13 protein-coding genes and 1 pseudogene are annotated in these 13,075 nt (G+C 47.7%); 12 read left to right on the forward strand and 2 right to left on the reverse strand.

Annotated elements, in window-relative coordinates:
- Positions 1–16: 16 nt before the first annotated feature.
- The gene (locus QD47_RS11190; RefSeq protein ID WP_044646202.1) at positions 17–1,483 is read right to left on the reverse strand and encodes a phospholipase D family protein; all 1,467 of its coding nucleotides are present in this window, start codon (positions 1,481–1,483) and stop codon (positions 17–19) included.
- A 232-nt stretch (positions 1,484–1,715) separates the two neighbouring features.
- Here QD47_RS11190 and QD47_RS11195 point away from each other — a divergent pair, with 232 nt between their 5' ends.
- Genes QD47_RS11195 through QD47_RS11205 form a run of 3 tightly spaced genes read left to right on the forward strand, consistent with a single transcriptional unit; the run spans position 1,716 to position 3,434 of the window.
- Entirely contained in the window at positions 1,716–2,141 is a 426-nt protein-coding gene (locus QD47_RS11195; RefSeq protein ID WP_044646203.1) for a DMT family transporter, read from the forward strand.
- 57 nt (positions 2,142–2,198) lie between these two features.
- Positions 2,199–2,900: a Crp/Fnr family transcriptional regulator gene (locus tag QD47_RS11200; RefSeq protein WP_044646204.1), complete on the forward strand. Its 702-nt coding sequence runs from the start codon at positions 2,199–2,201 to the stop codon at positions 2,898–2,900.
- Between the two features lie 36 nt (positions 2,901–2,936).
- A complete protein-coding gene (locus QD47_RS11205) occupies positions 2,937–3,434 on the forward strand; it encodes a DMT family transporter (RefSeq protein WP_044646205.1) in 498 nt (165 codons plus the stop codon).
- On the opposite strand, the pseudogene QD47_RS32515 reads toward QD47_RS11205, so the two are convergent.
- A pseudogene (locus tag QD47_RS32515) lies at positions 3,405–3,563 on the reverse strand (MFS transporter); the annotation flags it as partial. The gene QD47_RS11205 and the pseudogene QD47_RS32515 sit on opposite strands and share 30 nt — an antisense overlap.
- A gap of 206 nt (positions 3,564–3,769) precedes the next feature.
- Here QD47_RS32515 and QD47_RS11215 point away from each other — a divergent pair.
- The 9 genes from QD47_RS11215 to spoIIR all read left to right on the forward strand — a co-directional run bounded on the left by QD47_RS11215 (position 3,770) and on the right by spoIIR (position 13,033).
- A complete protein-coding gene (locus tag QD47_RS11215) occupies positions 3,770–4,387 on the forward strand; it encodes a sugar O-acetyltransferase (protein ID WP_044646207.1) in 618 nt (205 codons plus the stop codon).
- 214 nt (positions 4,388–4,601) lie between these two features.
- Positions 4,602–5,702, forward strand: a complete 1,101-nt coding sequence (fni, locus tag QD47_RS11220; protein ID WP_044646208.1) for a type 2 isopentenyl-diphosphate Delta-isomerase — start codon at positions 4,602–4,604, stop codon at positions 5,700–5,702.
- A complete protein-coding gene (locus QD47_RS11225) occupies positions 5,699–6,193 on the forward strand; it encodes a GNAT family N-acetyltransferase (protein WP_044646209.1) in 495 nt (164 codons plus the stop codon). Before fni ends, QD47_RS11225 begins: the two co-directional genes overlap by 4 nt.
- A 142-nt stretch (positions 6,194–6,335) precedes the next feature.
- The gene (ychF, locus tag QD47_RS11230; protein WP_014278491.1) at positions 6,336–7,436 is read left to right on the forward strand and encodes a redox-regulated ATPase YchF; all 1,101 of its coding nucleotides are present in this window, start codon (positions 6,336–6,338) and stop codon (positions 7,434–7,436) included.
- Between the two features lie 295 nt (positions 7,437–7,731).
- Positions 7,732–8,583 (forward strand): alpha/beta fold hydrolase, encoded by an 852-nt coding sequence (locus tag QD47_RS11235; RefSeq protein ID WP_044646210.1) that lies wholly within the window; start codon positions 7,732–7,734, stop codon positions 8,581–8,583.
- Positions 8,584–8,841: 258 nt separating this feature from the next.
- Positions 8,842–9,909, forward strand: coding sequence for a peptide chain release factor 1 (prfA, locus tag QD47_RS11240; RefSeq protein ID WP_025683383.1), 1,068 nt, complete (start codon positions 8,842–8,844; stop codon positions 9,907–9,909).
- Positions 9,910–9,912: 3 nt separating this feature from the next.
- A complete protein-coding gene (gene prmC, locus QD47_RS11245; RefSeq protein WP_044646211.1) occupies positions 9,913–10,812 on the forward strand; it encodes a peptide chain release factor N(5)-glutamine methyltransferase in 900 nt (299 codons plus the stop codon).
- Positions 10,813–10,887: 75 nt separating this feature from the next.
- Positions 10,888–12,081 (forward strand): FtsW/RodA/SpoVE family cell cycle protein, encoded by a 1,194-nt coding sequence (locus QD47_RS11250; RefSeq protein WP_044646212.1) that lies wholly within the window; start codon positions 10,888–10,890, stop codon positions 12,079–12,081.
- A gap of 259 nt (positions 12,082–12,340) precedes the next feature.
- Positions 12,341–13,033 carry a stage II sporulation protein R gene (gene spoIIR / locus QD47_RS11255; RefSeq protein WP_044646213.1) on the forward strand — a complete coding sequence of 231 codons (693 nt, stop codon included), beginning with the start codon at positions 12,341–12,343 and terminating at the stop codon, positions 13,031–13,033.
- The last annotated feature ends 42 nt before the right edge of the window (positions 13,034–13,075 follow it).

Consider the following 13,075-nt stretch of genomic DNA (forward strand, 5'->3'; position numbering starts at 1 on the left):
CAGTGCCATCTCAATTTTAAAATGTGGTAAAGCCCAACATATCTTGTAAACGATATAGTATATCTTTCCAAAATGTAGAATTATCCTCGTAAGCTTCCAGATCCAGACTGTATTCAGCTCCCCGGTTATTCCACAATGTATCAAAATAGGCCGCAATCTGTCGGGTCAGCTTACTATCCGCTGGAGCGGCCACCCGCAATTCATTCTCCAGATTCAGATCGTCCAGATTACGTGGTGTCAAATTCGTGGAGCCGCCCAAAATGATGTGATCTCCTTGTCCCTTGGCAATATAAATTAGCTTGGTATGGTATTGCTCATGGGTCGTATTATACCAGCGGATTTGGATTTTTCCGCCCGATTTATCGGACAGTTCTTTGGCAACCGGACGATTGGGGATACCGATTTTTTCCTGTCCAAACGCGTTTTGATTCGGGTCTAGCAGCAATTGGATGTTCACACCACGCGCGGAGGCCTCCAGCAGGCTGTTCAACACTCTGCGGTCAGCCAAATAAAACATGCCCATATGAATACTGTCGCCTTGTTTGGTCTGTCCGATGGCATCCAGAACCGAGGTATATACTTTGCCTTCGGTTAGATATTGGATCCGGTAGTTGTCCTTTCCCGGTTGAGCAGAGGCTTCTGCTTGTGGCCTATAGGCAGGAAGCTGCCCTCCGCCGGAGAAGTCCAGTACCGCCTGCTCGGTTTGTAAAATGTCCCCGATGATGGGTCCCTTCACCTCCAGCGCAACATTGGAGTGATATGCACTCGCATCGTGAACGTTGCCTGTGGAAATGAGCGCTGTCTGCTCGCTGGCAACCAATTTACGATGATTGGCCTTGACGTTCAACAGCTTGAGATAAGAGCGTGCCGTAACGTCAGGTCCGTCACTGGCCATCAGATTGGGAATCCAGCCTGTGCCCTGCTGTCCGAACCATTGGAAAAAGGTACGCCACACGGCAGAATAGCTCGGCGTGGAATCCCGCAGCGGGTCCACATCGGTCTGCACAACCTGAATTCCCGCTCGTTTCATATTCTCCAGCAAATGATTAGGGGATGAATTGTAATTGGTATTGACTTCATCTGTAATGAAAAAGATAGGCATATCGGGATGAGCCTTCTTTTTGGCAATCAGACGCTCGGTCATCTGTGCGCTGACTTGGGGGAAGCGCTGGCCCTTATGTTTATAATCGTTGAACAGAAACAGATCGATGACGATAAATTGTTTGGCTTCATCAATGATCCCAAACATACGATTCAAAATTTGCCCTTCATGCTGTGCGGTACTTCCATCCCCGGAGGGATAGGTCAAATCCGTCCAGAAGTTCACCTCGTTGGTTGAATACTCCTGACTTTCATAGGAGACGAAGGGAGGCAATGGCTTATGGGTCTGATAGATCATGACGGCAATCAGCCACAGGATGAGTAACAGGATAATGATTTTAATAGTGCGGCTTGTTCGATGCAGCCGATTATGTTTAGCCATATGGCGGTCAACTCCTCAATTGAATGCTGCATTCCATTTTATCGTGCCGGAACATGCAGTTTATGATGGGATACTGTCTAGTTATTAACGCAAGTGTACAGGATTGAAGCGTAATGATCGGAAGGAAAGGGTTGGATGGTTGGAGTTGTTTCAGGACATATGTCCTTTATGGTGAGACTAACCTATACTTTAATAAATAGAAAAGTCACATAGATAGGGAGAATAACGATTCATGAGAGGAATTTTGTTTGCTTTTTTGGGAGGCGCTTGTATTACGCTGCAAGGGGTAGCGAATACACGGATTAGTCAGGATATCGGTACATGGCAGGCGGCTACGGTTACTCAACTGACGGGTGTTATTTTGGCGGCATTGATCTGGATGTTCACACGAGATGGAAATGTGGCGGAGATGAAGCAGGTAAAGCCCATGTATCTCTTGGGTGGCGCTTTTGCAGCTATCATCATATTCAGTGAAGTCACCGCTATTCAGCATATTGGGGTTACGTTCACGATCTCGGCGCTGTTGATTGCTCAGTTGTGTCTGACCTTCCTGGTTGATATAAATGGATGGTTCGGTGTAGTGAAGCAGAAGATGAAGCTCCCGCAATTTATAGGCATTGGCATGATGATTGCGGGTGTGATCATTTTGAAGCTCTAAATAGAACTTCATTCGGAGAAGGAACCCAGAACGTAGAAAACGAAGGTGAGCTCAAGCATGAAAGAAATTCAGGATCAAGAGCAACTGAAGCATTTTTTACAATTGCATCAGCTAGAAACCATACTACATGAGCCACTGCGGCCTTATTTGTCGCTGCATCGTTTGGAACAAGGGGAAAAGCTGTGCTCCCAAGGGGATTCCATTGAACATCTGTACATATTGGTACAGGGCAAGGTCAAGATTTATACCAGTTCAACGGAAGGCAAAACACTGGTTCTCTGCTTTAAAACACCGATTGAGATCATAGGAGATGTTGAATATATTCGCAGCAGCAACGTGATCAACACGGTGGAGGCTGTGTCTCCTATATATGTAATCAGTATTCACCACCAGTGGATGAATAAATATGGCAGAGACTACGCTCCAATGCTGCAATTTTTGCTGGATATCGTTACCCGGAAGTTTTGCATGGATTCCGACTTTTCCAGCTTTAACTTAATGTATCCCGTGGAAGTCAGGCTGGCCAGTTACCTGCTATCCGTTTCTTTTGACGAAGGTGATGCTTCTTTCCATGAGGAACTGCGGGCATCCAGTCTCGTAGATGTGGCGAATTTAATCGGAACCAGCTATAGGCATCTCAACCGTGTGATTCGCAAGATGAGCGCAGAGGGATTGGTGGAACGAGCACGGGGCTATATTGTAATTCGTGACAGAGAAGGTTTGGGCCAACTGGCAGGCCATAATATTTATGAAGCATAATCATTCGTAAAAGAATTAGCGGGGAGAGCTGAAATCATGTTATCAGGAATTGTACTGGCGGTTATCGCAGGAGCCTTTGTTAGCCTGCAAACGATATTCAATAATAAGGTGAACGAACGGACAGGTTCATGGGCTACAACCACACTTGTGCTGGGAACGGGGTTTCTGGCCTCCTTGCTCGGCAGTCTTATTTTTGCAGGGAAAAATACATTTACACTACAGCATATGCAGCCGTGGTACTGGTTCAGTGGAATGATTGGTGTTGGCGTGGTGTTCTGTCTGGTACAAGGAGTGAAGCTGCTTGGTCCGACTTATGCGATCTCTATCGTATTAACGGCACAATTGGGCACTGCTTTGCTGTGGGATTCGTTAGGATGGCTGGGACTGGAAAAGATTCCGTTCACCTTCACCAAGCTGATCGGCGTGCTGGTCATTATCGGAGGCATTTTGATATTCAAGTTTGGCAACGGGCGTACGAAGGATCAGCAAGAAAGCATTTCACATGAAAATAATAACTCCCATCTCCGCAGTTGAAGCACCCAGTGTATCCCGGACTGTAGGTGTTCGGGAGACCCAAGATGCAAAAGCCACACCTGGAAGAGCAAATAATAAGAATAGCATATTGCGAACGAACTTTGGATCTTTGGAAAGCTGTGCTGTCATGCAAAAAACTCCTTACCGCTCCTTATCTAAAAGCCGCAAAGAATGGACCAAGCTTTAAGTGGGACATGTCGTTTCAGGTATCCGTCCGCTCTTTTGACAATACTTATTAAAAGTATAATAATAAACTATACTATAATTTAGTATCTGGCATTTGTCCAACTTCATGGAGTGAAATGAAAACCTTTTAAACAGGAAGGAAAGTGTACATGGCAACGAATAAAGAAAATATGTTAGAAGGCAAATTATATATGGCTGGTGGAAAAGAATTAGCAAAGGATAGCAAGAAATCGAGAATGCTTACCCGCTTGTTCAATAACAGTACGGAAGAGCAACAGGAGTACCGGGTAGAGCTACTTAAACAACTGTTCGAGTCTACAGGTCAGGAGATATATATCGAACCCCCATTTCGCTGTGACTATGGCTGTCACATTACAGTGGGCAATCAGTTCTATGCCAATTATGACTGCATCATTATTGACGTAGCGAAAGTAACAATAGGGGATCATGTTTTTTTCGGCCCCAGGGTAGGTGTATATACGGCTGGGCATCCGATAGATTCAGATGTACGCAACACCTTGCTCGAATTTGGTAAACCGATAACGATTGGGAACAGTGTATGGATTGGCGCAAATACCGTAATCACTCCAGGAGTGAATATTGGAAATAATGTAGTTATCGGGGCGGGATCTATCGTTACCAAAGACATTCCTGATAATGTGGTTGCCGTAGGAAATCCATGTAAAGTGCTAAGGGAAATTACAGATGAAGACAGACGGTACTGGGAAAAGCAAAAAAATGATTATTACGCTGACATTGAGGACTAAGGTACAAATAAAACTCACCTGAACGGTTTATATAAGCAGAGGAAAGGCTCGCGATTTTGTGTATATATTTTTCCATCCATGCTACAATAAAAGTATCTAAATAATTTCCTGTAATCATACATAAATAGATCGGTTACCGTGTTCGGGAGCGGTCTTATTTGTGTTTTCAGACCAATGTAAATACATGAAGTGACCTGAATGAGGTGGGACATAGATGAGTAATGTGGAAAATAAATCTGAAACACCTGAGAGTTCCGGCAAATCCGGTTCTTTGCTGCCTGCTGCACGCACAGGTGAACGGAAAATAGAGCATGTCCGCCTTTGTTTGCAAGAGGACGTGGCAGGCCAAGGCATCACGAATGGACTGGAGCGCTATGCCTTTAAACACTGTGCACTGCCTGAACTGCATTTTGATGAGGTACGTTTGGACACTACTTTTCTGGGGCGCGCAGTGCGAACGCCGCTGCTGATTAGCTCCATGACAGGCGGCAGCGCGGAGACGGGAGCGATTAATGAGCGCTTGGCAGAAACAGCGGAGAAACGCGGCTGGGCGCTGGGAGTAGGCTCGGTGCGAGCTGCGGTGGAAAAAGAAGAACTGGCTCCGACCTTTGCGGTTCGTCGCTTGGCACCGAATATTCCGATCCTTGCCAATCTGGGAGCAGTGCAGTTGAACTACGGATTTGGCGTGGACGACTGTCGCCGTGCGGTAGAGATTGCCGGAGCGGACATGCTTGTACTGCATTTGAACGGATTGCAGGAGGTTTTCCAACCCGAGGGGAATCTGGATTTTGGCGGATTGCTTGGACGTATTGAAGAGCTGTGCCGCCAGCTTTCAGTGCCCGTAGGCGTGAAGGAAGTAGGCTGGGGCATAGATGGCGAGACGGCTTCGAGACTGTATGATGCGGGTGCAGCTTTTATTGATGTGGCGGGCGCAGGCGGGACAAGCTGGAGTCAGGTGGAAAAATTCCGCAATTCTGATCCTGTACGCCGTGCAGCGGCGAAAGCATTTGCGGATTGGGGAAACTCCACCGCAGATTGTATCGTAGAAGTCAGGGCGGCGCAGCCGAATGGCGCAGTGATCGGCAGTGGCGGACTGAGAGACGGTGTCGATGCAGCCAAGGCGCTTGCCTTGGGCGCTGATATGGCGGGTTTCGGACGGTCGCTGCTCGGATCGGCGGTCGCCTCCACAGAGGCGCTCGAAGCGCGGCTGGAGCAGGTGGAGCTGGAACTGCGAACAGTCATGTTCGGAATTGGAGTAGCTGATATTAAGGAACTTAGAGACACAACTCGGTTGAGGAAGAAGGCGAACGCATGAGCAGCATTGTAACCCTGGTACCAATGGACGCAGAGCAATATGAACGGTTTGAGCAGCGCTCGCTCGCGGACTACGCGGACGAAAAAATTCAGGCAGGCACATGGACGGTGGAAGAAGCGCCGGAACGCGCGGCAGAAAGCTTTGCCCGATACCTGCCACAGAGATTGGATACTCCCCATGCTCACCTTTACATGCTGATGTATTCGAATACGGATGTTGTGGAGAGCCAAGAGGAAGCGGGCTATATCTGGTTCAATATGACGGATAGCGCACAAGGAAAAGAAGCTTTTCTGCTGGATATTCTCGTCTACGATTCATATCAGGGGCGGGGGCTAGGCACATTGGCGATGGGGGCTTTGGAACAGGAAGCTCGCAGGCTGGGAGCCGTTCGCATCGGTTTGCACGTATTTGGGCATAATGAGCGGGCTTTGCATGTGTACCGCAAGTCAGGCTATCGGGTTACGGATATTCAGATGAGCAAAGAGATTTAAATGAAGAAGTAGAGGATATAGCAAAATCCTGAAAGTCACAGTCGTATGCTTGCCGCATGTATGGGTTCTCATATATAATGTGGGTTGGTAAACTAACGGATGGCATAACGCACATTTTATATAAACGGGAGTTGTTCTGATTATGGCTTTAAAAGCGGGGATTGTGGGCTTGCCGAACGTGGGCAAATCAACACTGTTTAACGCAATAACGCAGGCGGGTGCGGAATCCGCAAACTATCCATTTTGTACGATTGACCCGAATGTGGGTGTCGTTGAAGTACCGGACGAGCGGCTGGATAAGCTGACTGAACTGGTTGTGCCGAACAAAACGGTGCCGACAGCTTTTGAATTTGTTGATATTGCAGGACTTGTACGCGGTGCGAGCAAGGGCGAGGGTTTGGGTAACAAGTTTCTGGCTCATATTCGTGAAGTGGATGCGATTGTACATGTGGTGCGTTGTTTTGAAGATGAGAACATCACCCATGTGGACGGCAAAATCGACCCGATCAGTGACATTCAGACCATTAATCTGGAGCTGATTCTGGCGGATATCGAAAGCGTAGACAAGCGCATTGAGCGTTCCCGCAAAAACATGAAGGGTGGCAACAAGCAATACACCCAGGAAGTTGAAGTGCTGGAGCGGATCAAGGAATCACTGTATGCTGATAAGCCTGCGCGCAGCGTGGAATTGTCGGATGAAGAACAACTGATTGTACGTGATCTTCATTTGCTTACGATGAAGCCTGTACTGTACGCTGCTAATGTCAGCGAAGACGGCGTAACGGAAGCCGACAGCAATCCATATGTGCAAAAGGTACGTGATTTTGCTGTAGCGGAAAATGCAGAAGTAGTGCCGATTAGCGCCAAAGTAGAATCTGAAATTGCCGAGCTGGAAGGCGAAGATAAGGCGATGTTCCTGGAGGAACTGGGACTGGCTGAATCCGGTCTGAATCGTCTGATCAAAGCCGCTTACCGGTTGTTGGGTCTGTATACGTATTTCACAGCAGGTGTGCAGGAAGTACGCGCATGGACCATTCACAAAGGAACTAAAGCACCGGGGGCTGCGGGCGTTATCCACACGGATTTTGAACGCGGATTTATTCGTGCCGAGGTTGTATCCTACAACGATTTGGTCGCTGCTGGCTCTATGAACGGGGCTAAGGAACGTGGTCAGCTTCGTTTGGAAGGTAAGGAATATGTGGTACAAGACGGAGACGTTATGCATTTCCGTTTTAATGTATAACATTAGGTTTGCAGTATAAAACATTGTTCTAAATAAAGTAGTCGCTGCCTGTGTTGGGTGGCGGCTTTTTTTATTGTTTAGGATAAATCCATATCCTTAGCTCGATTTTGAAAGAAAATATGTTAAAATCCCCTTAATTTCATAGCTAAAAAGAACCGATAGAGGTGAGCTAAAATGTTAGAACGTTCCATGGAGAATACAAGAGAATTGGAAAAAGGAAAGGGAGTGGTATAAGGAAGAGCTTCATTTTGTCGATAGCTCTTCTTTTAATAAAAAAGAAAAGAGGACTACTAAAATGAACAAAAATCAACATTTAATTAGCGATGGATTTAAGTTGAATTACTGTATAAAAGGGTATGGAAAGCCAATATTGATGGTTGGCAGTAGTATATATTATCCTCACTTGTTTTCGGAGAATTTATATAAAAAGTTTCAGTTCATTTTCTTGGATCATAGAGGATTTGTGAAGCCGCCCCGAGCTTTAGAACCCGAAGATTATACGTTGGATAAAGCATTAGATGATATAGAAGCAGCAAGACAATCCCTTAATCTTGAGGATTTTATCATATTGGGACATTCCGGACATGCCTTTATGGCTTTGGAATATGCCAGAAAATACCCTGAACATGTTCAGAAAGTTGTTTTGTTAAATTCAGCACCTACCAATAGCGAAGAAAGACAGCGGCAAAGCTTTTCATTTTTTAATGAGACAGCAAGTCCAGAGAGAAAGAGGCATTTTGAAAAAGATATTGTTTTATTAGAACATGATATCAAGAAAGATCCCGCGAGACGGTTTGTTCACATGTGTATTCGTATGGGAGCCCAAAGTTTTTACGATTATACATTTAATGCAGCTTACATGTGGGATGGTGTATATACGAATATGACAATCATTGATCATTTATGGGGAGAAGCATTCGGAAAACTTAATCTGATACAATCGTTGGCCGATGTTAATAAGCCAGTATTTATTGGTTTAGGGAGACATGATTATTTGGTTGCACCCGTTTCACTGTGGGATCTTGTGGATGACACCTATGAGAACGTGAAGAAAGTAATTTTTGAGCATAGTGGGCATAATCCTATGTTCGAAGAACCTCATTCCTTTGATAGGAAATTAGTCGAGTGGATTTATGAAGGCAAGTAGGAATTTCGACCATTCTAACGAAAAAACGCTCAGCCAATCAGTGCTTAGCGTTTTTTTGTGTGTATTAGGGTATTGAATTCCTTCAGGTTAAAGGGGTTGTGGTGCATGTCTTTTTTTATTGAAATTATTGTTGTTATTCAATTCATGAATTAGAAGTATTTTTAGTAGCTAATTAATTAATTAGTTGGTATAATAAAGAGCTGTAGCCAGTGAATTTGAATCTGGCTTCATATTAATTTAACTGAAGAGGTGAATCGCTTGTTGGACCGATTGCAATCATTGGCGGACCGCTACGATAAACTGAGCGAACTGCTCTGCGATCCGGATGTAGCGAACGATAGCAAGAAACTTAGAGATTATTCCAAAGAACAGTCTGATTTACAGCCTGCTTATGAAGCATATACCGAATATAAAACTGTCGTTGAAGAGCTGGACGCTGCTAAAGCCATGCAGGCAGAAAAGCTGGACGACGAGATGCGTGAAATGGTGAAGATGGAGATTGATGAGCTCAGTGCCCGCAAACGGGAGCTGGACGAAAAAATTCGCATTTTGCTGCTGCCGAAGGACCCGAATGATGATAAGAATGTGATTATCGAGATTCGTGGTGCAGCGGGTGGTGACGAAGCGGCATTGTTCGCGGCGGATCTGTACCGGATGTACACTCGTTATGCCGATACCCAAGGCTGGCGTGTAGAGCTGATGGACGCGAACATGAATGACCTTGGGGGCTTCAAAGAGGTTATTTTCATGATTAACGGACGCGGCGCATACAGCAAAATGAAATTCGAAAGCGGAGCACACCGCGTACAGCGAATTCCGACGACGGAATCCGGCGGACGTATTCATACATCTACATCTACGGTATCCGTTATGCCTGAGGCCGAAGAAGTGGATGTTGAAATTTCCGACAAGGATATCCGCGTAGATACGTTCTGCTCCAGCGGTGCTGGCGGTCAGTCCGTTAATACGACCAAGTCGGCGGTACGTGTAACGCATATGCCAACAGGCATTATGGCAACCTGTCAGGACGGCAAATCCCAAAACTCCAACAAGGAGAAGGCACTCCAGGTTTTGCGTGCCCGTATTTCGGATATGCTTCGTCAGGAAGAGGAAGCCAAATATGCAGGCGAGCGTAAGAGCAAAGTAGGTACCGGAGATCGCAGTGAGCGCATTCGTACCTACAACTTCCCGCAAAGCCGTGTAACAGATCACCGCATCGGGCTGACCATGCACAAGCTGGATCAGGTGATGAACGGGGAGATCGAAGAAATCGTATCGGCGCTCACGATTGCAGAGCAGGCTGATTTGATGGAACAAGAGGTTTAAGTTTTGGGACACGAACGCGATCTTGTGTATCGGATGTCGTTGGAACGGAGCATGAGTATCAGAGAAGCCTTAGTTGAGGCTTCTTCTTTTTTAGGGAGCTGCGGCGTGCTGGAGCCGCAGCATAACGCCCGCCTGCTGCTGGAGCATGTGCTCGGGCTGGAAGGCACGGCGTTCTACGCTGCGCTGGGCGATCCGTTCCCAGCCTCCGACAAAGAGGCGTGGGAAGCGGTCATAGCCCGCAAAGCAGCGGGTGAGCCAGCGCAGTATATTATCGGACGGCAGGAGTTTTATGGCCGTCCGTTCGCGGTTTCGCCGTCGGTGCTGATTCCGCGGCCCGAGACAGAACTGCTGGTCGAGGCTATTCTTCAGCACGGCGACCGATTGTGGCCGGACGGCGCTCCGCAGGCGCTCGATATCGGCGCGGGCAGCGGGGCGATTGCCGTCACGCTGGCGGCTGAGCGGCCCCGGTGGCGCGTGGTGGCGGGGGATATTTCCTCCGCAGCGCTGGAGATGGCGGCGCATAACGCCGCTGCCAACGGCGCAGCCGTGGAGCTGCGCGAAGGCGATCTGCTGGCGCCGTTTGCGGGAGAGGCGGTGGACATCCTGGTGTCCAATCCGCCGTATATCCCGGCTGCCGACATCGCAGGCTTGCAGCCGGAGGTGCGCGATCATGAGCCTCGCATGGCACTGGATGGCGGGCCTGACGGGCTTGGCCCGTATCGGGCGATGCTGGAGCAGCTTGAGCTGCTTCAGGCCCCGCCGCGGTTGATCGGGTTCGAGCTGGGCATGGGACAGGCCAGAGACGTGGCTGGACTGCTGGAGCAGGCAGGTCATTGGAATACGATCCTGATCGTTCCGGACCTTGCTGGAATCGAACGCCATGTCCTGGGCGTTGCGGAATAATGCTGCATTTTCTTTTTGCGAGTCTTTCCTTTAGAATAAAAGGAGTATGACCGAGAAACGGCTCAGGGGGAAATCATGCTTCAGAAATTGAAAAAAATTGACGGTCCGGTTATCTTCATTCTGGTTTTGCTGATGGCGATTAGTATCATAACGGTGTATAGCGCGGGTAGAGGCCCTACCAACATTGCGGAGCACGGTAACGACTACCAGAAAATGATCGGGTATTATATATTGGGTTTTGTGGCTGTTTTGGGTTTGGCGATGGTGGATTTTCGTATTTTTATTAAAAAAGCGCTGTATGTATATGGCGGCGGAATATTCCTGTTGGCTCTCGGCTTTTTTGGCGGGACGGTTAACAACTCTCAGGGCTTTTTGAAAATTGGTGGCTTGAACCTTCAGCCTGCTGAGGTATTCAAGCTAGTGCTTATTATTTTTCTGGCTTATATGCTGATAAAGAAGCGCAAGAGCAAGCTTTACTTTATACAGGATGTACTTCCAGTTGCTTTAGTGAGCTTTGTCCCGTTCGCTATGGTTATGGCGCAAAATGACTTGGGTAATGCGCTCGGTTACATTGTCATCGTTCTCGGGATGCTGTGGATCGGTAATGTAAAAGCTTCCCATGCGTTGATCGGATTTACGATTTTTGCAGTCGCCGCAGGCGGCGGGATCAAAGCGTATATTTCCTTCCACGATCAGATTGATACCTTTATGAAGGGCATTGGCCGTAGTCACTGGGTAGAGCGTCTGGACCCTTGGCTGGTACCGGAAGAAGCGACAGCGAAGGCATCTTATCATACGAAAAACGCCAAGTTGGCCATTGCCTCTGGTGGAATGATGGGCAAAGGCTTTTTGCAGGGGACTTCGGTGCAATCTGGTCGTGTGCCTTACACCTATGCGGATTCTATTTTTGTGGTCGTAGCGGAGGAATTTGGCTTTGTCGGCTCATCGGTGCTGCTGCTGCTATATTTTATTTTGATACACCGTATGATCCTGATCTCGCTGGAATGCCGTGATCGGGCTGGACCCTATCTTATCGTCGGCATTGTGTCCATGCTGCTGTATCAGATTTTTGAGAATATCGGCGCGTTTTTGGGCATCATGCCACTGACGGGGATTACGCTCCCTTTTATAAGCTATGGGGGTACGTCGTTGCTCATTAACATGGCTAGTATTGGCTTGGTTATGAGCATTAAGGTACACGGTCAGGAGTTGGAGGACGATCTGCCACAGCCTTCCAGAGTGAACTTGACGAAGGCGAAAAAAGCTTAGTGTGTACAGATTGTGGCTAGATACAGCTTCGTGTTTTATGGTGAGAAAAATAGTGAGATGCAAAAGGGTCCAGATTGTGAAATCTGGGCTTTTTCGTATACGCGGGTTACTCCCAAGCTTTGGTACGCAGATCCATGTTGCTCGATGTAGGGCTATGGATGTTTTTTAAATCTTCTTGAACATTTTACGAGATTGATAGGTTTAGCCTCTCCCAAACAGGACAGACTGATAGACATGATAGAGTTTGGGGGGATTTGGGATGAGAAGCTGGGCCAAGCAAGCTGCAATGATACTATTTTGTATTTCAATATTAATGATGTCGTGGGAAGGTCAAAAAACAGATGCCGCCATGACACCAGGGACAAGAGGGCCTGTAGTAGCAGGGATGGCAACGACAGGAGCGGGCGTCATTCCTCATGATTCCATCCGATTGCGCATTTTGGCCAATTCGGATCGTCCAGAGGATCAACTGGTAAAACGTGAAATTAGGGATACCATCGTACAACAAATGGATGCGTGGGTTGGCAAGCTGGAAAACCCGCAAAGTTTGGATCAGGCCAGAGTGCTGATTGCTGCTCATTTACCCGAAATTGACCGTTTAGTAGGCGCGGAACTGGCTCGACGGGGCATTTCGTACGACCATCAGGTGGAATTGGCAAACGTACCTTTTCCGACGAAGATGTACGGTGGGCTTGTCTATCCGGCAGGGGATTATGAAGCGCTTCGGGTCACGCTGGGACAAGGCAAAGGGCAAAATTGGTGGTGCGTGCTGTTTCCTCCGTTGTGCTTCATTGATGCGGGCAGCGGGGAAGCGGCAGCTCAAGCGGTCTCGGCAAAAGCGGACCAAGGAGGCGGACGGACGAATGCCGCTGACAAGGAGCCGGAAGTACGGTTTTTTCTATGGGATGCGTTGACGGGGCTGTGGGCATGGGCGAGTGGCTTGTTTGCCTAAGCGTCGTGAGCTGTAGAAAAAGAGAACAACGGATGGATGATT

The sequence above is a fragment of the Paenibacillus terrae genome, assembly GCF_000943545.1.
Taxonomy (GTDB): domain Bacteria; phylum Bacillota; class Bacilli; order Paenibacillales; family Paenibacillaceae; genus Paenibacillus; species Paenibacillus terrae_A.